Annotated in this window: 18 protein-coding genes; 11 read left to right on the top strand and 7 right to left on the bottom strand. The window is 34.8% G+C overall.

Features of this window, described 5'->3' with window-relative positions:
- Positions 1 to 61: 61 nt before the first annotated feature.
- Entirely contained in the window at positions 62 to 508 is a 447-nt protein-coding gene (locus MYP_RS19305; protein WP_081990604.1) for a patatin-like phospholipase family protein, read from the bottom strand.
- A gap of 167 nt (positions 509 to 675) precedes the next feature.
- On the opposite strand from MYP_RS19305, the gene MYP_RS19300 reads away from it, so the two are divergent.
- Positions 676 to 1,329 carry a class I SAM-dependent methyltransferase gene (locus tag MYP_RS19300; RefSeq protein ID WP_045467217.1) on the top strand — a complete coding sequence of 218 codons (654 nt, stop codon included), beginning with the start codon at positions 676 to 678 and terminating at the stop codon, positions 1,327 to 1,329.
- 72 nt (positions 1,330 to 1,401) lie between these two features.
- On the opposite strand, the gene MYP_RS19295 is transcribed toward MYP_RS19300, so the two are convergent.
- The 3 genes from MYP_RS19295 to MYP_RS19285 all read right to left on the bottom strand — a co-directional run bounded on the left by MYP_RS19295 (position 1,402) and on the right by MYP_RS19285 (position 6,188).
- Positions 1,402 to 3,603: a TonB-dependent receptor plug domain-containing protein gene (locus tag MYP_RS19295; RefSeq protein ID WP_045467215.1), complete on the bottom strand. Its 2,202-nt coding sequence runs from the start codon at positions 3,601 to 3,603 to the stop codon at positions 1,402 to 1,404.
- A 380-nt stretch (positions 3,604 to 3,983) separates the two neighbouring features.
- Positions 3,984 to 5,639, bottom strand: coding sequence for a GAF domain-containing protein (locus MYP_RS19290; RefSeq protein WP_052430360.1), 1,656 nt, complete (start codon positions 5,637 to 5,639; stop codon positions 3,984 to 3,986).
- 30 nt (positions 5,640 to 5,669) lie between these two features.
- The gene (locus tag MYP_RS19285) at positions 5,670 to 6,188 is read right to left on the bottom strand and encodes a YfiR family protein (protein WP_045467213.1); all 519 of its coding nucleotides are present in this window, start codon (positions 6,186 to 6,188) and stop codon (positions 5,670 to 5,672) included.
- Between the two features lie 378 nt (positions 6,189 to 6,566).
- On the opposite strand from MYP_RS19285, the gene MYP_RS19275 reads away from it, so the two are divergent.
- From MYP_RS19275 to MYP_RS19250, 6 genes are read left to right on the top strand one after another with little or no spacing between them, the layout of a single operon-like run.
- On the top strand, positions 6,567 to 7,394 hold the full coding sequence (locus tag MYP_RS19275) for a CheR family methyltransferase (RefSeq protein WP_045467208.1): 828 nt from the start codon (positions 6,567 to 6,569) through the stop codon (positions 7,392 to 7,394).
- Between the two features lie 7 nt (positions 7,395 to 7,401).
- Positions 7,402 to 7,998, top strand: coding sequence for a chemotaxis protein CheB (locus MYP_RS19270; RefSeq protein ID WP_045467378.1), 597 nt, complete (start codon positions 7,402 to 7,404; stop codon positions 7,996 to 7,998).
- Positions 7,995 to 8,750, top strand: a complete 756-nt coding sequence (locus MYP_RS19265) for a GAF domain-containing protein (RefSeq protein WP_045467205.1) — start codon at positions 7,995 to 7,997, stop codon at positions 8,748 to 8,750. Before MYP_RS19270 ends, MYP_RS19265 begins: the two co-directional genes overlap by 4 nt.
- A gap of 19 nt (positions 8,751 to 8,769) precedes the next feature.
- Positions 8,770 to 11,472 (top strand): PAS domain S-box protein, encoded by a 2,703-nt coding sequence (locus tag MYP_RS19260; protein WP_156140742.1) that lies wholly within the window; start codon positions 8,770 to 8,772, stop codon positions 11,470 to 11,472.
- 43 nt (positions 11,473 to 11,515) lie between these two features.
- A complete protein-coding gene (locus MYP_RS19255; protein WP_045467203.1) occupies positions 11,516 to 12,058 on the top strand; it encodes a SiaB family protein kinase in 543 nt (180 codons plus the stop codon).
- A 48-nt stretch (positions 12,059 to 12,106) separates the two neighbouring features.
- Entirely contained in the window at positions 12,107 to 12,469 is a 363-nt protein-coding gene (locus MYP_RS19250; protein ID WP_045467201.1) for a DUF1987 domain-containing protein, read from the top strand.
- 56 nt (positions 12,470 to 12,525) lie between these two features.
- On the opposite strand, the gene MYP_RS19245 is transcribed toward MYP_RS19250, so the two are convergent.
- Positions 12,526 to 13,872, bottom strand: coding sequence for an MBL fold metallo-hydrolase (locus MYP_RS19245; protein ID WP_045467198.1), 1,347 nt, complete (start codon positions 13,870 to 13,872; stop codon positions 12,526 to 12,528).
- An 84-nt stretch (positions 13,873 to 13,956) separates the two neighbouring features.
- Positions 13,957 to 16,899, bottom strand: a complete 2,943-nt coding sequence (locus MYP_RS19240) for a T9SS C-terminal target domain-containing protein (protein ID WP_045467196.1) — start codon at positions 16,897 to 16,899, stop codon at positions 13,957 to 13,959.
- 209 nt (positions 16,900 to 17,108) lie between these two features.
- On the opposite strand from MYP_RS19240, the gene MYP_RS19235 reads away from it, so the two are divergent.
- On the top strand, positions 17,109 to 18,143 hold the full coding sequence (locus MYP_RS19235) for a PorP/SprF family type IX secretion system membrane protein (protein ID WP_045467194.1): 1,035 nt from the start codon (positions 17,109 to 17,111) through the stop codon (positions 18,141 to 18,143).
- A 499-nt stretch (positions 18,144 to 18,642) separates the two neighbouring features.
- Positions 18,643 to 19,869, top strand: coding sequence for a DUF418 domain-containing protein (locus MYP_RS19230; protein WP_045467192.1), 1,227 nt, complete (start codon positions 18,643 to 18,645; stop codon positions 19,867 to 19,869).
- Positions 19,870 to 19,961: 92 nt separating this feature from the next.
- On the opposite strand, the gene MYP_RS19225 is transcribed toward MYP_RS19230, so the two are convergent.
- Positions 19,962 to 21,569 (bottom strand): Na+/H+ antiporter, encoded by a 1,608-nt coding sequence (locus tag MYP_RS19225; RefSeq protein WP_045467189.1) that lies wholly within the window; start codon positions 21,567 to 21,569, stop codon positions 19,962 to 19,964.
- A gap of 680 nt (positions 21,570 to 22,249) precedes the next feature.
- Here MYP_RS19225 and MYP_RS19220 point away from each other — a divergent pair.
- Together MYP_RS19220 and MYP_RS19215 are read left to right on the top strand one after the other, a co-directional pair.
- Positions 22,250 to 22,846, top strand: coding sequence for a Crp/Fnr family transcriptional regulator (locus MYP_RS19220; protein WP_045467186.1), 597 nt, complete (start codon positions 22,250 to 22,252; stop codon positions 22,844 to 22,846).
- Between the two features lie 131 nt (positions 22,847 to 22,977).
- Complete coding sequence (locus MYP_RS19215; protein WP_045467184.1) at positions 22,978 to 24,345, top strand: T9SS type A sorting domain-containing protein; 1,368 nt, start codon at positions 22,978 to 22,980, stop codon at positions 24,343 to 24,345.
- Positions 24,346 to 24,350 lie beyond the last annotated feature (5 nt).

Genomic DNA, 24,350 nt, shown 5'->3' with positions numbered 1-24,350 from the left:
TTGTTATTTATTTATATCAGGGGCAATCAATCCACCTAGTCAACAGGCAAATGCTAATCCTTTACTTTTTTGCCTTTAAATCCATTTTTTTAAGTTCTGCAAATGTCATATCAGCGTTGTGGGTTTTGTTGCTTATAATTTTCTCAAGCCATTTATTGAATGAATCGATTCGATACCAGCCAAAACGATTATTCATTCTATATATTCCCCCGATAAATATAAACTGACCATCATTGAAGCTTTGAAATTTTGTTGATGATATGATCTCATATATCTCAGAAGAGGTGTATCCAAGAGAAACCATTAAAGCTGTTATTGCTCCGTCAGAAGTGCCGCCTACTTTTTTTATATTAACTGTTATTCCGGCTTTTTCAAGTTCGTATATTGCACCACTATATGCTATACCTTGGATTCCTGAGCCTTCAAATATGAGGTTTTCAATTTGCGTCTGACAAATTGATGAACTACTGATAGAAATAAATAACATTAAATATAAAACTACTCTCATTTTTTAATTAAAGTTTTTAAACATAATTCTCAAGTATAGTCTGTTGCCATAAAATATTACGCCAGTTTAAATATTCTGAAAAAAAGTGTAGCCATTGTCATATTCGATAGGTTGAAATAACTATATTTATCTGTAAGTTAGAGACGAATTTGTAAAAAATAAAGTCTATGGAAGAACAAATAAAAGCATTAGCAGGCCAGTTGCGCAGACCAGAGAATGAAGATGGTGTAAAAACAGGGGTTCATATGAATGAGGGAAACAAAATTATGAATCTGGAAGCTATAAAAGCTGTAAATCCCTGTGCTCATGATAAGATATTGGAGATTGGCATGGGCAATGGATTTTTTGTTAAAAATATAGTTTCAGCACATCCAACCATAGTATATACAGGATGTGATTTTTCAGAGACTATGATTAATGAAGCTGAAAAGATCAATGCTGAATATATTAAATCCGGTTGTGTAAAATTTCATCTGGCAGCAGCAGATAAACTTCCAATAGTTTCCAATTCATATAATAAATTGTTTACTGTCAATACGATTTATTTCTGGGAAGATCCAGAGCATACCCTTAATGAATTTAAAAGGGTATTGACTGCAGATGGTGAGTTGACGATAGTGATAAGACCTAAGCATATTATGGAAGATATTCCTGTGACTAAATATGGCTTTAACTTGTATTCAAAAGAAGAACTGGTAAAGCTACTTTCCGCAAATAATTTTGATATTTTGGAGACAAATGAAATAGAGGAGCCATCAAGAGAAATGATGGGTAGATTGATTAAATTCGGAAGTCTTGTGGTTCGGGCAAAAAAGAAATGATTTGCTGTAGCTTATTTATTAAAAGAAAAGGGATTGCAATTGCAATCCCTTTTCTTTATGAGTAATATGATTTTAATAATCAAAGTTGATACCAGCTAAGTATAAACCATTGATTAAATCAGAGCCGAAAAATTCTCTGCTATCTTGATTAAATGCGTTTCTAGCATTTAAGAAGATATTAAAGGTTCTGGTTATTTGGTAAGAAACCTTCGCGTTGGTGATAAATTTTCCGTTGATATTGCTTATAGAATGTTCATTATATGGAAAAACACCATTTTCTGAAGACTGTTGAGCTGAAATATGAGTATAGATTGAATATTTACTCATTAAATACCCGTTAATGTTTATGTTCCATTTGGTATTAGGAGCATAATTTGCATAGAAGCCACCATAAACATCAGGAGTACCTTTTCCATCCACGTCTGATTGAGTATTTATGTTATAGTTAGGATCTGGGGCTCCATCAGGAGTGAAATAGTATGGAGAATAATTTAATAATCTTGTTTTCTGAATTGTGATGAATGGTTTGATATTTATTTTATTCTTACTTAACGCCAGGTTCATTGCAATTGTAGCTCCCCTCTGTATTGCTTTAAGATCCAGATTGCTGGCATTTACATTTACAACAATTCGATTATTAGGCATGTCTACTTGATATGCCTGAGTAATAGTTCCTATGAAATTTTGAGTCGATTGATGAAATGCAGCTATATCCACCTGCAAATTTTCCATCAGTTGTAACCTATATCCAAGTTCTACCATGTCGTTTTGAACCAGTCTCCTGTCTTTTGATCCATTGATCCATATTTCAGTAGGAAATGGGGTAGTTGGGTGAGTGCCGATATTTAGCTTGGCATAAGTATCATATATAAAAGATCCGCTATTGGAGCGAGCTACAACAAACCTAAGATTGTTTTTATCATTTGCTCTGAAGTTTACAATACCCTGGTAAGAGAGATACAGTTTTTCTGGAAACTTAAATTTATCCCCACGCAGTGCTCCTATAAATCTGAACTTTCCTAAAGTATAATCTGCCTTTAATGAAGCGGCAAGATTGTGCATTGATGCTTTATTATTGAAAAGACCCAATTCGTTTCTCTCAACAGTGTAAGGTTTATCATTAACAGTACTGTTCTGAAAATGGAGTGCAGGTCGAAGGTTAAATTTATCAGTGATCTTGATTGTATAATCGATATAAGCATCAATATTGCTGTAATTATACTGATACGTTTCAAGATCCCCCACAACTCCTTGCTTTCCGTTCAGGATAGACGTCAAAATAGAAAAACCTTTTATTTCGCCTTTTACCATTCCATACATACTGTTATTGCTCATTTGGGTCATTGTAAGGCCTGTTCCAATGCCATACCAGCTTTTATTTCCATTATAACCTCCGGCTAGATGTAGTTTGATATCCTCTTTAGGTCTGAAGTTCGCATTTAGGTTTACACCTGTCTTCTCAAGTGCTAATTGAGGATTCGGGAGATATACCTTTCTCATATTAGGATCCTTGTATTGAGGTACAGTAGAAGAATCCAGATTAGTGATGTATGTTCTTCTTTCCAGATCATAGTAATCAACAGTTCCCCTGTTTCTGTGCTGAAGGTTAAAGGAACCTGAAAAATCAATTTTTTCAGAAGGTTTGTAGCCAACATAGCCTTGTCCCATAACAGTACCTGGATATCCACCTTGAGCGTGGGCAGATGCTGATATGCCGTTTTTGTCAGCATTTTTCGTGATGATGTTAATTACGCCTGTTACAGCATTTGGGCCATATAGAGGGGCTGAAGGGCCTAGTACAACTTCAATTCTTTCCACATCAATAATGTCAATAGGTAGGTTTTGCCAATAAGTCCCTCCTTGTAAATAATCAAATACAGGTCTGTTGTCGATCATAACAAGAATGAGCTTGTTCGAATTGTTATATTGATGAGTGGGTAAATTGTCCATCCCTCTTATAGATACATCATAAGTACCATTAGCCATTTGTTTTACAAACAAGCCAGGACAAAGTCTTAATGCTTCAGGTATAGAAGTAGCACCTGAGTTGAATATTTCTTTTCTTGTAACTACAAATGATGATAACGGAGCTTCAAATGCTCTCTCTTCAGATCTTGATGCAGAAACAATTTTAACATTCATCAAATCTTCGAGTGATATAGCTGTGATATCTTCTGTTTGTTGAAATGTGCTGTCGGTTTGACTATAGGAAACAGCAGGTATAGCCATTGCCATAGCAGCAGTTAAAATGCAGTTTTTAAAATTGAAATTCATTATACGTCAATTAGATAAGTAAGAAGTTAATGTTGGTTGCCTATTCTATGATTAGTGATTTATAATTTTTAGGATTTAGTTGAAATAAAATATTGTAAGATTCCTTTATTGCATGATTCAATAGGCAACAAGATGTTATCAAAGTTTTGCATCCTTGTATAAATTAGCCAATCATTATAAAGAAGCAACTCAATGGACATGATGATTTACTTCTGACTTTAATCAGAAATCAAAAATACTATTCCAGAAAGTTAATCTGAATATGCAACTAAGGTAGAGAACAGTATCTGTAATAAACTTTAGCTGTTGAAATCAAAAGATACTGAACTTTGAAATTGCATGATTTTTATAATAGTTTAATTAAAGTTTTGAATTGAATCTTATACTTTGCTTTTAAGGATTTCATTCTCTTTCATTAGTTCAAGTTCATGCGCCTTTAACTGTTGAATAAAAAGGTCTGTATTTTCCTGTTTTCTTTTCATTTCTTCCTGGGTAGCCTGTAACTCTTCAAGATTTTGTCTGAGTTCTTCTTCCTGTTCGTGCATCTGGTTTCTTTGCTTTTGAGATTCTTCCAGAAGTATTTTTGTTCTTTCGTTTATTTTCATAGTAGAAAGAGAAGATGCAAGTGTTTCACTAAGTTTCTGAATAAATTCAACCTGATAAGACTGGAATTCATTGAAAGATGCGAATTCCATTATTCCGTTTATGGTGTCATTGACTTTTATTGGTACTATTAGTATTGCTTTCGGATTTGAATCTCCAAGACCGGATGTAATAGTAACATAACTGTCTGGAACATCAGTAAGATAAATAAGATCTCCTTCGATCCAAGCTTGTCCTGCAAGGCCTTCACCTTTACCAATTCTTTTAGTTTGGAATTTTTTTCTATCAAAAGCGTAGACGCTTTTTAACTCAAGGTAAGGATCATTTTCATCCTCATCATTCACAATATAAAGCCATCCCTGATTTGCCTGCACATATTTTACCAGTTTGATAAGGAAGGTATCAAGCATTTCATTTGTACTATCATAATGGTTTCTTAAGATCTCTCCAAATGCTGCATAACCTTCATTAGACCAGTTTCTCTGCTTGTCTTCTTTTGCGACCTTAACAAGGTTGTCTCTCATAGTAATAAGAGCATTACCTAAAACATCTTTTTCACTTAGTGGAGCAAATTCAGATTCCAGATTTCCTTTCCCTATTTCATTTGCAAAAGTTGCCGTAGTTTTTAGTCCCTCTACCATTTTCTGTACATCTCCCACCATTTCTCCAATTTCATCATTGGTTATCTTAATGGAATCGTTATCCAATTCACCTTTGGAAACTTTATTCACAAGATTATGCAAAGAGTTTACAGGCTTTATTATTTGACTGGATAGTCTTATGGTAAGCAAAAATCCTAATACAATGATAAATCCAAGCAGTATGAAGTTCGTACGAGACAGAAGTTGCATGTTTTCGATCATGCTTATTTGCTGATCGCTTGTGGTAAGTTTAAGTGCATCAAGTATTCTATGTAAGTGAACAGATAAGTTATTAATGTTGGTTGTGATCTCATCACTTTTACTTTCGCTTAATATTGGAGTTATGCCATCCTGGTAACTGTCAAAAGTAGCCAGGCTGGTCATTATCTCTTTTTGCATAATGAAAGTCTGGTCGATCTCTTTTATCAGGGTTTTTAATGAGTCTGCATATGCCTGGTCTTTCCAATCCTTTTGTAGAGATATTAATTTTTCCTTTAACTGAGGATATTCTTTTGCATGTATCTGCTTAAGTTTTATTTTATCAGGATGGTTTTCTATGTCAATTTTAACCCAATTGGCCATTAGATTTTTTGACTGAAAAAGCAATAGCTCCAGCTCTGTCAAATGGGTGATACTTGGCTGATCTGTTTTGTTTATTTGTTCAGTTGCCCTTTTGTTTTTAGTAAGCAGGTAGCTACTAATTATTCCATAGGCACAAAATAAAAAGATGATCGAGAAGAAGCATAAAATTATTCTACCTCTGATTCCTTTAAATATATTACCTGATTTCATTTACTTGTTAATACAATTTTAGAACAATGATTAGTCAACTATTTTGGCAAGCTTTTGCAATTCAGAAGAAATCTTTAATCCGTTTTCTGCTGCATTCTTGTTAGAGATTTCGAATTTCACTTTACTATCCTCTTCAAAAAAGTTTACAACAACTCCATTTTTGGTAGCTGATGGTGAATTACTTACGACTAATACATGATGTTGTTTCGCTTTAGGTGCTATTTCTGAATATTTTGATGATTGACTAGATGGTACAAATAAAATCTGACATGCATCTACTTCCGCTACATTATGGATTTCTTTAACCACAACTTTCATCGAGCCGGCCATTTTTCCATTAAGAGCCATTGCTTCTGTGTTCATTGGAGATTTACCAAATATACCCAAAACTATTTCCGCTCCTGGAGATGGCCATTGTGTATACTTAATAAAATGGAACATCAGACCTGAGTATACCTTGTATTCAGTTTGAGCCTCCGACTTAGTACTGAATAATAGGGCAAAGGCTATAATTACTGCAATCTTTGCTGGTCCCAAATTGATTTTCATGACTATTATAATATATTAAATAATTGTTTACAGACAGTTTTCCTAACCATGTAGGATTCAAAGTTAGATACGAACCGGTTCTATATAAGTTGTTAAATAATCTCGAAAGAATTATATTTTTTGGTTTACAGTTAACAAAAGATAAATTTTTGTTTAACTCGTTTTTTGATGATTATCATACTGTAAATCAGTTTTATGTTGATTGAGGGAGGGGGATTATTTTTTTTGTCAGTAGGAGTAATATTCCAATTTGTTGACAGATTTCAAGGTTTTGCCGATTAAAAATGAAGAATGTGGATTTTTGTTTAAAATTTATCCCAACTATCTTTTCATGCATTCCGTTAGTATCCTCCGAATGAAATTTTTCTCATAAAGCAAATGCAAACAGCTCCGGAAATAGGAATAAATGAGCTTAGAAAGCTAATTCAGACAATTACAGAAAGGTTTGATTACGATTTTTCAAATTATTCTTCAGCTTCTTTCAAGAGAAGAATCCAACGTTTTATAGAAATAAAACGCCTGGGCTCTGTTGAAAATCTGGTTAATAAAATAATATCCGGAGAAATAAAAAAGAATGATTTATTCACAGAAGTTTCAGTAAATGTAACAGAATTGTTCAGAGATCCGTCTTTCTGGAAATATTTAAGGAAGGTGCTACAAGAACAGAATCTATCACAAAATCTCAAAATATGGCAAGTGGGATGTTCTTCGGGTGAGGAGGTATTTTCCTTAATGATATTATTGAATGACTTAAATCTGCTGAATAAAGCCGAAGTAATTTCAACTGATTTTAATACTGGGATAATTGATAAAGCGCAATCAGGATTGATTCCTGGTAAAAGCATGGAGCTTAATACAAGTAATTTTATTAAGACAGGTTTTAAAGGAGAGTTAGCCAATTACTTTATGCCAGAGGGCGATAATTTTAAGCTTAACAAAGATCTATTGAGTAAGATAAAATTTAAAGAGATAAATCTTGTTAAAGATATGTATAATGGTTCTGTTGATATGATTTTATGCAGGAATATTCTTATTTATCATAACCCGCAATTGCAGAATGATATATTAAAAAAATTTCATCAGTCACTAAATATGTCTGGCCTTCTAATACTGGGATCAAGAGAAACAGTCGAATGGTCTGAAGTAGCTTCTAAGTATACAATGCTTGGTCCAGAAGAAAGAATTTTTAGAAAGAATAAAGTATAATCCGGCAATGAAAGATGTGGATCTAAACAGAAAATATAAAGCTATAGTTATAGGAGGATCAGCTGGAAGTTTTCAGGTTTTATGCAAAATATTAAACAAGCTTCCGGAAGATTTTTCGTTACCAATCTTTATATGCTGTCATAGGCTAAAACATATAAGAAATGGCCTTATAGAAGCTCTATCTATAAAAAGCATAAAGGAAGTAAAAGAGCCCGATCATAATGAACCTATCAAAAAAGGGAAAATATATCTGGCACCAGCTAATTATCATATGAATATTGAATTGGGCAATTACATTTCTTTATCCACAGAAGAAATGGTAAATAATTCAAGACCTGCAATAGATATAACCTTTGAGACCTGTGCATACGTTTATAAGGAGAAACTTATCGGAATTTTATTAACTGGAGCAAATAAAGATGGAGCTTTGGGAATGAAAAAAGTTAAAGATTATGGTGGTATGACCATCATTCAGGATCCCGAGGAAAGCGTGATAGACACAATGCCAAAGGCAGCTATGAGTGTAACAAAAATAGATCATGTAATGAAGGTAGAAGAAATTATAAAGTTTTTAATAGAATTAAATAAAGTGACGCAGCTATGAAAATGATTTTATCTAAAGTACATGCTCTGGCGAATTTATTGTTTATAGGTTTGGTTGTTTACTCAATTATCTTATTTAGCAGGTTTTCAGGAGTTAATAATAATATCCTTTCAATTTTTTATATAACTCTCGCAGCAGGTATTATAAGTACAATTCTGAACTATGTTTTACTTAATACCAAGTCATTTAAAGAAATTGTATATGTAGACAGACTTAAGAATGAGTTTATTGTTGATAAGGAAGAAGAAATTGCAAGGCAGGATCAGTCCAATATTGTCAGTGAAGTAAAGAAAGAAATTGATACTATCACGAATAGTAAAATCGATGGTAAGGATAAAATGGATAAGGCTTTATCTTTTATATGTAATAAAATTAATGCCGGACAGTCTGTATTATTTTTTAAAGATCAGGAAGAAAATAAATTAAAAAGGTACTCTTCATATGCTTTGCCATTAGACTCATCAAATGATCTTGAATTTTCTGTGGGAGAAGGACTGGTAGGGTTAGTAGCCAAAGAAGGTAAGACTTTGGTGATTGACGATCTTAAAGAAAGCTATATGATACCTTTTTCCGGGTTAGGAACGACCAAGTCTGTGGATGTTATGATTTTACCTTTGCTCATGAATGAAGAAATTATTGGAGTCTGGGAGATTTCCCTGTTGAAGAAGGCCACTGAAAATGATAAAAACCTCATTCAAAATCTAACCATGTTACTGGGTGATTTTTTGGCACTCGAGACTCAGTATAATTAATTATTTGAAAGTAGATCTTATGTTCAATAAAATAAAATTAAGTTTAGGCAGCAAGATAGTAGTATTCACTACTTCCTTGGTGGCAGCTGCATTATTGTTGATTTCTTATATTCAGTATTCAGTATTTGCCAAATTAATTTCCGGGACTGAAACCGGCGGAAAAGTTGTGGAGGAATTTTCGGACGATTCACGCTTGTATTTGATTGCGGCTTCTCTGTTTGTTGTTTTAGTTACTATAGGTCTTTCGTTTTATCTCGTAAGATATCTTACTCAACCTATAATTTCATTGAAAGAATATCTTAAGCTTACAGAAGAAGGTATTCTAGCGAATGAAATTAACATTAACTCTGGTGATGAAATTGGGGAGATGGCTTCGATTACAAATAATATCGTCAGATCATTAAAACACACTGCACACTTTGCTCATACAATTGGTGAAGGTAATTTAAATACACAATTCAAACCAGCAAGTGAAAACGATGTATTAGGAAACTCTCTTCTGAATATGCAGAAAAACCTTATAAGTGCAGAGATCAGAGAGAAAGAAAGAAATTGGATTGTTAATGGTATTGCCGAAGTAGGTGAAATATTACGTAAGCATAACTCTATAGATCTCCTTAGCTACGACGTAATAAAGTATCTTATAGGAAAGATCGGTGCAATTCAGGGTGCTTTTTATGTGATAGAAGACGATGATGAAAATGATTTTAAGAAGGCAATAGTGATGAAAAATCTCTATGCTTATAATAGAAAAAAATATAAAACTGCAAAATTTAAGATGGGAGAAGGACTGGTTGGCCAGGCTGCGATTGAAGGGGCAACCATTTTCAGAACTGAAATTCCTCAAGACTATTGTTCTATAACTTCCGGATTAATTATTGACAAAAAACCGGATTCAATCCTTATTGTTCCTCTGATTACTGAAGAGTTAACTTATGGTGTGGTAGAGTTTGCTTCTTTAAAGAAGTTTTCTAAAAACGAAGTCAGATTTATAGAGGAGGTAGGCCCAATCTTAGCAAGAACTATCTTTAACATTCATGTGAATGAGCGCACTCAAAGGCATCTTGAGCAATCTCAGAAGATGAGTGCAGAACTCCAGCAGCAACAAGAAGAGTTGAGACAAAATGCTGAAGAGATGAGAGCGACTCAGGAAGATCTTCAGTTATCCAATGAAAAACTGGAAGAGCAGATTGAAGAGGTAAATAAAACTCAGAAAAGAATGCAGTCATTGCTTGAAAACGCTTCTGAGGTAATTGCAATCTATGAGAAGAATATGGTTTTAAGGTATGTGAGTCCATCTGTAAAAAGGATCTTAGGTATTGATTCATCTGACCTTGTAAATAAGAAAGATGAAGCACACATATATGAAGAAGACAGAATGGCATATAAAGCTATGTTTGATGAACTTCTTGCTGATCCGGAAAAATCTATTACAATTCAATATAGGTTTATAAAAGATAATGGTGAATTGATATGGCTTGAAGCAACAGGTAAAAATCTTTTATCAGACAGCGCTGTAGGTGGTATTATTCTTAATTCACGCGATATTACAGTGAAGAGGAAGGCAGAGATGGAAGAACGTATGAGGAAAAATATGCAGGCACTTTCAGAAAACTCTCCGGATCTTATTACTCGATTGAACTGTGATGGAGTTATTACTTATACAAACCCTGTCATTGAAAACTATACAGGTTTAAAACCTTCGGAATTTATGAATCAATCTCTGGAAACTGTTAGTTCTCAAAATGGAATTGTAGGTGTATGGAAAGAGATTCTTCAGAATGTAATCAGTACCGAAAACAAGCTTCACCTTGAAACGAATTATAATTCACATATCGGTGAAAGAGTAATGCAGATCAACGCAATTCCAGAATATAATGAAAATAATCTGGAGTCCGTACTGGTGGTCTCTCATGATATTACAGAGATGAAGCTTATAGAAAGGGAGATTCAGGCCAAGAACAGAAGCATACATGAAAGTATTACCTATTCAAAAAGAATTCAGAATGCGATTATTCCGGATAGTAAATCAATTCAGAAAACCCTTCCTGGAGCATTTATACTATACAAACCAAGAGATATTGTAAGTGGTGACTTCCCTTGGTATATGGAAAAAGATGACTCTGTGTTTATTTCTGTAGTTGATTGCACTGGGCATGGCGTACCTGGAGCTATGTTGTCTCTTGTGGGATATTTCCAACTTAATAATATTGTGGAAATGTGCTCAGGTTTAAATTCAGGGGCTATTCTGGATGAGTTTGACAGAAAGGTTAACGAAACACTTATCAAAGACACTAATGAGGAGAATATCAAGGATGGAATGGATATTGCATTCTGTAAAATAAATTTGTCCAAGAAAATCGTAGAGTACGCCGGTGCTCACAGATCTTTATATCATGTATCTGATGGGGAATTAACAGAATATAAAGGGGATAAATGGGCTATTGGTGGGGGAGTCTATAAAAATCAGACTCAGTTTACCAACCATAAAATTAAGATGAAAACAGGTGATATGATTTTCTTCTTCTCTGATGGGTTCCCTGATCAGTTTGGCGGACCTCAAAACAGAAAACTTGGTACTGTGAAGATCAAAGATGCTATCATGAATAATAAAGATAAATCTATGGATGCAATACACGATGCTTTAAACTTTGAGTTTGAATCATGGAAAGGTGAGCATAAACAGACAGATGATGTTCTTTTAATTGGAGTTAAATTTTAATAATTATTTATAGAGTTTAAATTAAAGTAGAAACTAACGACGTATGAATTATATTTATAATATTCACAAAACTATGGTAGAAGAAAATATCATACTTGTATATGAAGGGGAGTTTACCCAGGAAATAACAAAGGCCGTATTATCCATGGCCGAGAAAAAACTTGATTCCAAAGGTGAGGAAAGCAATATTAAAAGAAAAGTATTCAATGTAATGGTTGAATGCCTTCAGAATATCTGCAAACATTCAGAAGCTCTTTCTGTGCCAAATGAAAGAAAAGCTATTTTTATGATTGGTTCCGAAGAGGACTGCTATATCATTACTTCAGGTAACATGATCGCCAATAAGGATATTCAGGGTTTATCCGAAAAACTTGAAAAGATCAATAGCCTTGATAAAGATGGTTTGAAGAATTTCTATAAGGAATTAATTCAAAATAATGAAATGTCAGATAAAGGTGGTGCAGGATTGGGATTTGTTGATATTGCAAGAAAATCAGGACAGAAGCTCGAGTATAATTTTGAGAAGGTAGATTCTGAATATTCTTTCTTTTCTTTCAAATCTAAAATTGCAAGAATCAGCGAGTAAATAAATCCTTTTTCTTATTTAACCCTATTTGATAATCTTTCTATAATTATGGATATTTTGAATATAAGCGGAACTGAAGATACTCCTTCTGTTACATTAGACAAATCTAAAGGAGTATTTGAAATTTCCGGTAGATCACTTCCGGAAGATGCTGCCGGATTTTTTAAGCCAGTGTTAAGCTGGATCGAAGCATATAAGGATCAATCCAATCCAGCAACCAATCTTCAGGTTAAACTTGAATATTTTAATACCGCATCTTCTAAATTAATATTGGATATTTTAACAAAGTTTGAAAAAATACAAGGTGCCAAAATTATCTGGTATCATTTCTCTGATGATGAAGATATGAAAGAGGCAGGTCAAGAATTTTCCGAGCTTGTAGAAATCCCTTTTGAATTTAAATCTATGTAGGCTAAAGAGTGGGATAAACACCCGCTCTTATTCTACTTTATTTTATAATTTTTACTTTATGTATTTTTTTGTAGCTCCTCAATCGATTTTATACTTTCGCTTATATCATAAACTTTGTGAACTTGGGCATGCTCAAGTAAACTGCTGGCAATAGCTGACCGGTATCCTCCTGAGCAGTGCACAGCAACAGGTTTTCCTGATGGGATCAATTGAATATTTTCTCTAAGCTTATTAAGAGGAATGTTTATGGAGTTTGAAAATATTTTTTGTGATGATACTTCATTTACATCTCTCACATCTACAATAGTATATTGATCTTCTGCTTTAATCACTTCTTCAGCATCTATTTTTTCTGATTTGCTACCTGAAGGTTCTTGAATGACCAGGACCCCAGATATTTTAGATTCGTATCCTATCTTAGCAGTTTTATAAAGTAAATTTCTAAGTGCACCATTGTCATTTGCTATAAGATAAAATGTTTCATCAGGATTGATGATGGAGCCTAACCATGTTTCAAATTTTGTCCCGTCAGGAATATTAATAGCTTCTTTATTATGTCCAGTCTTAAATTGGTCAGAACTTCTTGTATCTACAATTAAAGAACCATTCGGAATTTCATTGATGCTATTTAAATAATTTACTTTATCAAGGCTTTCACTCAGTTTGGGAGCTCCAAGTTTGTTAATGATTACATCGTATGAAAAATATTTGGGGATAAATGGCTGATTATCCAGAATTAGTTTTATAAACTCGGACTCACTCATGGGTTGAAGGGCATAATTCTCTTTTTTTTGATTCCCCAATGTGTCGGAAAGATTTTCGCTCATAGATTTTCCGCAAAGAGAGCCAGGACCATGCGCTGGATATATGATTGTGTGATCAGGTAGTTTTAAAATTTTGTTGTGAAGAGAATGATATAATTTACCTGCCAGTTTTTCTTTTAAGGTGGTACTGTCTTCGGATGTTTTCCTCAAATCAGGCCTTCCCACATCTCCTATAAAAAGCGTGTCTCCGGTAAATATCGCATAAGGATTACCTGTTTCGTCTTCAAGCAATACTGATATGCTGTCAGGAGAGTGGCCTGGAGTATTCATTGCTTTTAATTTTATTGTTCCGATTTTAAGCTCATCACCATCATCAAAAGTTGTGTGCTCATAATTAACATCTGATAATTTGCTCGTATAAACTTTTACCTGATGCATCAAAAATTCTGCATGACTGCTGATGAAGTCAGCATGAGGATGGGTTTCAATGACAGCTTTGATTTTGGCATTGTGTTTAACCTCTAATTGAATAAAAGGTGATGGATCTCTTGCTGGATCAATAAGGGCTATTTCTCCTTCACTTATTATTGCGTAGGTAAGTTGTGCCAATCCTTTATCAATAAAGCTTTCTATTTGCATTTGTTAAATTTTAGTAATTAAAAATGATTCATTCCTAACACATAAATAGCGGCAAAGTTAATAATTGAGATAAATAGTTTTTTATTATCTAATTACTGTTACATCTCCTGTTTTAGTCTGGCTTTTAGATCCGCCTATGCTTTCTCCTGCATATGTGAGCTTCCAAATATAGGCACCTTCCTGAACTGTTTTTCCTTTATATTCTCCGTTCCAGGAATTGGACATAGAATCTGAAACAAAGATCAATTCTCCCCACTGATCGAATATTTCAAGTCTATAGGAAATGAGATTAGCTCCTGAAATTTTGAATTCGTCGTTATTCCCATCTCCATTAGGAGAAAAAATATTTGGAATAAAGACTCTGGCTTCACAGATGTCCTGAACTAAGGCACTTGCAGTACTTTCACACCCATGTTCGCTTTTAGCTGTTAAGGAATATAGACCTGCTGTAAATACTGTTATCGACTGTGTAGTCTGACCAGAAGGAAGCCAAAGGTAACTATTGGCTGTTCCTCCATCAAGAATGACGGAGTCTCCGTTTTCGCTGCATAATCCAAATACTGGATTTAAACTAATATTCGGAGCCGCCTCAAATTCTATTTTGATTGTATCGCTTCCCTGACATTGATCTTTGTATACAGATACGATGTAGGTTCCTGATATTGTTGGGTGTATCTGGCGATTAATTTCGCCTGATGACCATTTATATTGAAAGCCTGAAGGCACTACTCCTGCATCTAATACAGGACTGGAACCTTGACAATAGGTGGTATCAGGACCTAATGAAACTATAGGAGGGGTGATAAAAGTAATATTTATCTGATCTGACTTTTGACATAAGCCACCATTGCTTACTGTTACTGAGTATGTTCCGGAAGTTTTCACCACTATAGTTTGCAAAGTAGCTCCCGTTGACCATGAATGTGTCAATCCCGGATTCCCTGCATCTAGTTGAATGGAGTCTCCTGTACATAATGTTTTATCAGTGCCTAAGTCAAATGAGTTAACAGGTGCGAAAGTAACTGTTGCTGTAGCAGTGTTTATGCATCCTGCTCTGCTGACTTCCACTGTAAATGTTCCGGAAGTATCAGTATTAATAAAAGAAGATGTAGATCCCGTATTCCATAAGTAAGATAAGCCTGAACCGCTTAGTGTTGCATCTAGTTTGTAGGTAATTGCATCACAAATAGTGGTATCTTTAATTTGCGGTGCCGGAGGCGTCTCTACAATTGTCAATGTTCTTAACATTGTTGTATCTCCACATGCATATATTGCCCTTACAGATACATTATATGTTCCAGGGCCGGGATATGTATGTGTGGTAGTTTGCCCGGTTCCTGTTTGTCCATCACCAAAATTCCACGTCCAGGTAAATACGGTATCAGGGGCATTTGCCTGAAATAGAGTTATGGAACCAGAACAGGTATCTGCATAAGCAATATTCCAGTCAGATGTATTAAAGTAGTTGGCTACAAAATTAGGCAGACCAGTATTGCTTTCTGTTCCAAGGTCTATTGACTTGTGCTGATAGTCCACATCCGTACTGTCCAGTGTAGGATCATTAATAACTCCAAGAAAACCGCTTCCAGAGCCTTTTAAAGCAACATAGATTTTTCCGTCAGGTCCTAATTGCAGAGCTTCATAGGAAGCAGAAGGGTCAGTACTGATTGTAACCTGAGAATTTTCAATTTCAGTGGACGTTGCTTTTGTCAGATCATATTGATAAAGGTGACCATCACCATTAGTGCTTACATATAGTTTATTATTATCATCTGAAAATTCCAGACCAAATGGAAGTGTAACATTGGTAATAGTATCGCTGATGGTCAATTCACCTGTGTTTGTATTGAAATCATATATCTCAACTCTGTTTTGTTCACTCAAAGCAATAGCTACTTTGGTTCCATCTTTCGAAAACTTCATATAACCCTGTCCATTTGTCTGCACAGCACCTGTAGAAGAAATAACAGGAGTTGGAGAGAAACCGTTATTTCCGATTTTATATGATATAAAATTATTTGAATTAAGTTCATGTGCAACAACCCAAAAGTTACCCTGCTCATCTTTCATCCCTGATATTTTATTTGCAACCGGATTATAAAGGGGAACATTGATGTTGGTAACTCGTCCTTTTCCTTTGTTAAAAGATAAATCAACGGTAGTATAACTTAATCCGGTTGAAGGGTTTACTGTGAAAACATAGTAGATATTATTTGCTCGAGGATCAGGTACAATTATAGCAGATTGAGAGGAGTCTGAGTTGCCTTTTAATCCTGTACCTCCCTGCATTATTTTATTGTCATTGGTATAGATATTTATCCCATCTGTATAGAATAATAGGTTTCCAGAAGGGTCTGATATGGAAGCGCTTCCGCCATTTGTGCGATTGGCGTTTGTATTGGTTACAGATGGAGGATTGTCATTGAAGTTTAATCCTGCATTATTTCCGAATTGCCAGTTATAATCTCCTTTGTTTCCCTGTCCCCAAAAACGAACAGTCACTGTGTCTGATGTATAACAACCATTCTGATAAACCTTTACCCAATATTTTCCTGCACTCATAAGTGTATCAATCTGAGTTGTGTCACCATCCGACCATTGATAAGTTAAGCCTGGTATCCCTGCATCAATGGGGTATGGGGCATCACAGACAACTGTATCTTTTAGGTTTAATGTTAGGGGAGGATTTGGGTTGTTTTGGATTAAAATGTTTTTGGTAATATTGGCAGGATTTCCACAAGTGTCAGTGAATGAGAATGTAACAGTATAAGTTGTATTTGTCTGTGAAAACGTATGAGTAGGATAAGCGCCAAATGCAGTATTTTGTCTCCCGGAAGTAGGGTCTCCAAAGTCCCAGCTCCAGGAGGTGGTATCACCAACCCCAATGCCAGTGAATTGGGTTAAATTACTATAGCATGTATCTTTATAGGTAAATCCCGCATTGGCAGGAATACACTGAGCATTTGCAGGAGCAATATTAATCAATTGTGTGCAAATGAATATTAATAATAATAATACTCTTCTCATCCCTTCGATAATTTATAATCCCAATATTCTTTCTGGAAACCAATATTAAGTTTTATGTAATTCAGAGAGAATGATGTTTATCTTTCTGATTATGAGATAGACAGAACCTGTCATCCTTTGCCTCCTTTATAGTCAACAATTCCTGGAAGCATAAAAGAATTTATAATAAAAGAAAAACTAAACAGAGGCAATAAGGTTTGATTTATTAAATGAAGATTCCAATACAGTTAGTTTTGTTTATTTTGATCATTAATGCATATAATTCATATGCACAGGATGTACAGTTTTCTCAGTTTTACAATGCACCATTGTATTTAAATCCTGCATTGACCGGAACAAGCCACTCTTCAAGGGCTATACTTAATTATAGAAATCAGTGGCCTACTGCCGGTAAACCTTTCATAACCTACGCAGCATCTTTCGATCATTTTTTCTCCAGGTATTCAAGTGGAGTAGGATTGATGGTAATGCAGAATAAAGAGGGTACATCAAAACTTAAATCGACAGAGATATCAGGTTTTTATTCTTACCATATCAGGTTGAATGAAACCTGGACATTGATTCCAGGATTGCAGGCTACTTATGTGCAGCAAAGTATTGATTATTCCAAAGTTATTTTCCCTGATCAGTATGATGACAACGGATTTATAGGGGGGACGTCCGAGCCATTGAATTTATCAAAAAGAAATTATTTTGATTTTTCTTCAGGCGGAGTGCTGTATTCAGAAGTATTTTGGTTTGGATTTGCCTACCATCACATAAACAGGCCACGCCAATCTTTTTTAGATGATGACAGCAGATTACCTTCTGAATTGAACTTTCATGCAGGAGCGAGGATCCCGATAGCCAGCAGCGAGAGAGGCAGATCTACAAGGATCAAATACAAGGAAAAATCCTTAACACCATCAATTCTTTATAAAACACAGGGAAAATTTGATCAATTGGATCTTGGTGTGAATTTTTTACTGGAGCCTCTGCAGTTCGGAATATGGTATAGAGGCTTGCCTGTAAAACGCTACGAGTCTGGTTTGAACAATGCAGAGGCAATTATAGGCCTTATTGGTGTGGCATTTAATGGATTTAGTTTTTGCTATAGTTATGATTATGTTGTATCAAGACTTAACAAAAGAACTGGTGGTGCTCATGAAATTTCTTTGATTTACATATTTGGTGAAGATGATTCAAAAGGGAAGAAAAAAACTAAATATAAAAGACTTCCATGCCCTTCGTTTTATAGAAAGTAAATGTATTCTTCTGGATTTAACAGAATTTCATATTTTTTCCACCAAAACCATGCTTCTGACAAATAAGCTTTACTAAAAAAAATAGCAGTTAGGGTTAATAATATAGTTTAATTTTTACGTCACTTTTAGAAATGGATCAAAATAAAGTTGATTTGTGGCAGTTCTTATTGTGGACTAGGTGATGAATATTATCAGAGGGGAATTTTATTAAGACACTCATCCATTAATATGTAATTTCTCAGAATGCCCTGAAAGTCAGCTTTAGGTATTATCCGGGAAGTTAATTTCGGTTAAATAATGTAAATGTTTGTTTTTCAGTGGTCTGGATCGTTATTTTTCTGTAAGTATGCAAGGTGAATTAGATTAGTTTAGAATCGCTTTTTACGATTTTTTCTTATCTAAGTTTAGTGGTTTTAATGAATTAATTGCACCTTTTACAAAGTCGACTAATTCAGCTAATTTAATTTAAACCTAACCTAAATCTAACGAGATTGAATCTATGGAATTGCCCATTTTAAAAAAGCCTACAGACCGGCTTGAAGTTATTGATGTATTAAGAGGCATTGCTTTGTTCGGACTTTTCTCCGTTCACATGCAAGAGCATTTTGAATTGTTTCAATTTCCGGAATCACAATCCGAGATCATAAAATCGTTGGATAAATGTATTAATGAGATTGTTTATTTTCTTTTTGCAGGAAAAGCATACGCGCTATTCGCCTTTCTTTTTGGATTAAGCTTTTTTATCCAGATGAAAAGGCAGACGGATAAGGGAATAGATTTTAAAGGACGTTTTCTCTGGAGGCTTATCGTTTTAGGTGTGATAGGATGGTTTCATAGTATGATATATTCAGGCGATATCCTCACCTTTTTCTTTGTTATGGGGTTTGTTTTGGTAGTATTAGATAAATTACCATCAAAGGCTTTGATTGTTCTTGCGATTTTTTTCCTTTTGCAAATACCGTTTGTTTTAATAGCTCTAAGCAAGATTATTAATCATGAATTCCAACGAAATCCGTTACTCACTACAATGGATGCAATCTTTAAGTCCAGCACTCCTGTTTTTTCAAAAGGAAGCTTTACCGATGTAATTTCATTTAATATTTATGAAGCACAAAAATCCAAATGGTTATTTATGTTTTTGTATGGCAGGGTATTTCAGACACTGGGTTTGTTTATGCTTGGCATCGTTATAGGAAGAAGTGGATTTTTCAGGACAATCGAAAATTATAAAAAACATTGTAAAATTGCATTAGTCACTGCATCTGTTTTATTCCTTCCGTTATATATTTTTAACCGCTTCTATCTGCCTGAAATTGCTGCAGATAAGGTTATTGTTGAAGCATGGACGATCATATTGTCTTCTTATGCAAACTTCGCATTTGTGGTGATTATCTTTACTGGTTTTGTTTTGCTTTATCAGGTTGAAGCGATTAATAAGGGGCTTGACATACTTAAATACACAGGAAGAATGAGCCTGACAACTTATGTTATGCAATCATTAGTTTGGGTTCCTCTCATCTATGGATATGGAGCTGGATTGTATGATACTATTGGTTTCTTTTATAGTTTCCTATTAGGTGTCCTATTCTTTGTGATTCAGATATATTTCAGCAAATGGTGGATGAGCAGATTCCATTATGGTCCAATAGAGTGGCTATGGAGGTCGGCAACCTATTTGTCTGTTCAGGATGTACCATTGAGAAAGGAACTTGCTCGAACTTCATGAAAGTTATTCTTTTAAAGCAAAAGATCTGTATAACTTACAGGTCTCTTGCTTTATATAGAAGTTCAGTTAAGGGTTGGTAAGAATTACTGAATTTAACTTGGTATGCCGCGGATTTTCATTTCATTTAAATCCAGTTGTAATTCTGCTTTTCTTATTTCTTTATCACTGAAGTATTTTTCTTTCCGTAGTTGAAAGAGTTCTATGCGTTGAGCAGCATAGATATCTAACAGGATTTTACGATAATCTTCTACTTTTTCAATTTGAGTTGTATCGCATTCTAAAGAGGCAAGTCTTTGTTGCGAGGAAGCTATCTCATGTTCAAGATTTGCTTTCAAAATAGTTACCAATTCGTTTTCGTGTATTTCCAAAGCATATTTATCACGTAGGCGGCTAAGGGCAACACTAGATAATCTTAAATTTATTCCAGTCTGTTGTTCATCTTCTGGTATGATCTCCTCAATTTCTTTTATATTGATGAGTTTAATGATCAATGGCAGTGTAAGTCCTTGAACAACAAGTGTGATAAGTATCGTTATGAAAGTGATAAAGATAATCAGATTGCGATGTGGGAAAGGAGTACCATCATTCATAAGCATTGGGATAGACAACGCAGTTGCGAGGGATACCACTCCACGCATTCCAGCCCAACTGATGACTAACGGGTTCTTCCAACCCGGATTGGGCTCTTTACGCACTTCTGCACTAAGCCATCGAGGTATATGAGTTGCCGGAAATACCCACAGAAATCTGAGCAATATGATAATGCCACTAATTAATAAGCCATATTTTATTCCTTGAGCAATTGAATATTCCCCCAATCCATTGATGATCTCGGGCAGTTCGAGGCCTATCAGAATAAATACAACAGCGTTCATCACAAATATCATGGTTGTCCAAACACCAAGCATATTGATACGTGTAGTGGCAGTGCTGAAAACTTTATGAGATCGGAAGGATAAAAAGAGCCCGCCGCTCACTACAGCCATTACTCCGGAATAGTGAAATTGTTCTGCTGTAAGGAACAGAATGTAGGGTGTCATTACTGTCAATGCCACATCAATTGCAGGTGTTGTAGGTAGAAAACGATGTATGGCATACATTAAATGAGCACCAGCAAGACCCACCACAACACCCATAGTAGCAACTATAATGAATTGGCCGGCAGCGGCCTGAAATGAAAAGGTGCCTGTAAGTATGGCTGCAAGTGCGAAGCGGAAAACAATCAGTGATGAAGCATCATTTACTAGACTTTCCCCTTCAAGAGTGGTTAACACTCTCCTAGGTACTTCCAGACCTTTTAATACAGTCGTTGCGGCCACTGCATCAGGAGGAGATATGATGCCTCCCAGCAGAAAGCCTAATGCTAGAGTAAAGCTGGGAATTATACTGCTTGAAAAGTAAGCCACAAGTGTGCTGGTAAAAAACACAAGTCCGAAAGCAAGCAGCGTGATAGGACGTTTCCATTTCCAGAAGTCTTTCCAGGAAGTATACCAGGCCGCTTCATAAAGCAAAGGTGGCAGGAAAATTAAAAAGACAAGATCTGGTTTTAACTTAATGATAGGAATACCTGGAATAAAACTTATGACTAGCCCTGCCAGTACAAGAAATATTGGATAGGCGATTTTCATCTTTTGTGCCAACATCACAAGGAGAAAAACTGCAAATAAAAGACTGAGTATAAGTAGTAAGTTGTTATGCACTTTAATATTTCTTTAATTACTACGAAATTTATATTAGGTACTCCTCATCAGGTAATAATAGAACCAGAAATAATGACTGGAGATATATTTTGCCTTCTTTGTCTATGCATAATAAGCAGGATTTACACCATCTCCATAGTCTGACTGAAAAATTTTTATATTTAATCCGAAACTGGTAATTAAGGCAGATCCCGTCTCGATAGTCTTGCAGTTATTGGTTAGGCAACATTTTTCCTGAATTCGGTCTGAAAAGAAATCATGGAAGATATTCCTTGAGAACACTGATTCTATAAGCTCATCATATGGAAGGGAGCTTCATATTCCATAGGGTTCCAAATTCAATATCGACAGGATCTGCGGGAAAGGTCCTTCCCTTTAATTTATTGATATTTTCATTTCTTAGAGCAAGAACCCACTTTTAAGGGTTTTTGTTGCTAGATCCAATTTCGACCATGGGATATTATTGCTTTGGCGACAGTGTGCTGCTTACATATTAAAAATTTAAGATCATCTAAGAAATCGCCATGCTGGTCTATTTTGATAGAGATTATGGAAAGAGGAAATGAGAGGCAACTTAATCAGTTAAATCTATCCTTCTAAAAAAAGGAATCAAATTTTAAAAAATGTGAGGTTACCTATCTTCTTTAATTAGAATATATTCCCGTTTTTCAGTAATCCTTATGTCCCAGGATAAATTAAAATTGTTTCTCCAAATTTTGGAGGAAAAGGGTATTCAAATAAGCAAAGAAGATATAAAGACTGTTTCAGAACACACTCGAACCGTTTCAATAGAAAAAGGTACCACTTTTATGAAACAGGGAGTACCTGTTAAAAGACTTTACTTTTTAATTAGCGGAACCGTCAGGCTATATGTTGATCATAGAACACATCAAACAACGATGGATTTTATCTCCTGGAATGAATTTGTTTCAACCTTTGTGTATGTACAGAATGAAGTTCCTTCCGCAGTAGCACTTGATGCATTAACAGATGTAACAGCGCTTTTCTGGGAAAAAGATGATATAATCTTTCTAAAAAAACATACAAAAGTATTTAATGACATTGAGAATGTAATGCTGGATGCTTTACTTCAATGGAACCTGCAAAGGGAAATAGATTTCAGAAACCTTAGTCCTGAAGAACGATATCTAAAGCTTTATGAAATTCAGCCAAGAGTCGTCCAGCAAGTGCCACTGAAATACATTGCTTCTTATCTTGGTATACATCAGGACAGTCTGAGTCGGATCCGAAAAAAAATTATTATGAAACGTGCTTAACTACAAATATTTATCCTGATTGTAACCCCTGAAAATCTGACCAGGGTCAGGATTTAATAAGTTTTTCATATATTACTTTGCTGAAAGTTTATGTTTTCTTTTTAATTTAATTTTTATTCAAATTATACTCTATGAAAATGATTTATAAGGCTATTGCTGTGTGCAATATGCTGATTTTTACCGCAAATGCTCAAGTGTTTAAACCATCGAAAGAAGCGATTTATTATAAAGCTAACGATGAGTGGAAATTGTCAAGTCTTTACCAGTATACATATAATCTATATGGTGATCAGGTAACAAAGATAAACAAGAACGGTAATGAAATTCCGGTCTCTAAAGATTCTCTGGTTTATTCAACCAATAAAGTTATTGAACATTATAGTTATTTGTGGGATCTTAATGCAAAAAAATGGAATCCATCCAGGAAAGAAACTTATTGCTATTTTGAAAACGGAGAATCATGTGGGCATGCTACCTACATTTATTCAAACGGATGGGAGTTAAATTCTGGTTTGGAAAACGTGCAGTCTTATCCTCAGGCGGATGAGGAAGAGATGAAGACGAGAATGTTTGATAGTCGAACTCAAAAATGGAACGATCAGACCAAGTACCTCATAAAATATGACGAACAAAGAAAAGAATTAAGCAGGAGTTATTCTTTTATTGATCCGGATACTAAGCTCTGGACATATTTATCAAGGATCACCTTTGACGGTTGGTTGGATTACGAAAATGAAATTCCAGCAAAAAGAGTAACTGAAAATTACAAGAATAATGTATGGGTAGTGCAGGATTCCAGTGTGTTTGAAGAGTTTCAGGATCTTTGGATCGAGACCAGAAAGATTTATAATCCTGATAAAAGCCTGAAAGAAATACTAAGGATTACTAACTCAAAAGACGGAAATTTCAGAGAGGTCATGAAAGCACAGGGAATAGGTTGGTTGTTGATTTCATCATATGATAAAACTAATCTAAAAGCGACAACAATCTATAATGATTTTGAAGGGGATGAATTAGTTTACAGTGAAAGATCAGAAGATGAATTTGAGAAAGGTAAGGTGGTTCATAGCAAGTATATTGCTTCTGATGGAAGCGGAGAAGTTGTAATGTTTTCTGAAGCGAATAATGAATTAATTTATGATAATCAAGATAACCTTTTGGAAGATATTGTCAGCATAAGATTGGAGCCTTCAGTTGAATACGAAGATTATAAGAAAACAGTATATTCTGAGTTCGTAGAAATTGGTGAAGTTACCGGTATTGTAAATAAAGGAAATAAAGAGTCCGTTATTTATCCAAATCCAGGCAATGGTGTATTTAATATCAAAAGTCTGAAAGCAGGTGATCAAATGGTCGTCTCAAATACGTCAGGTATAACAGTTTTTGAATCTGGATCATTACAAGATAAAGTGGATCTTTCCCATCTGACTTCAGGAGTTTATTTAGTAAAAATCATTAACAATGAAACAGTCATCAGTGACAAACTGGTTATTGAATAAAAGGT

Origin of the sequence: Sporocytophaga myxococcoides, from assembly GCF_000775915.1 — a bacterium.
Taxonomy (GTDB): domain Bacteria; phylum Bacteroidota; class Bacteroidia; order Cytophagales; family Cytophagaceae; genus Sporocytophaga; species Sporocytophaga myxococcoides_A.
This window is presented reverse-complemented; position numbering and strand designations above follow the sequence as displayed.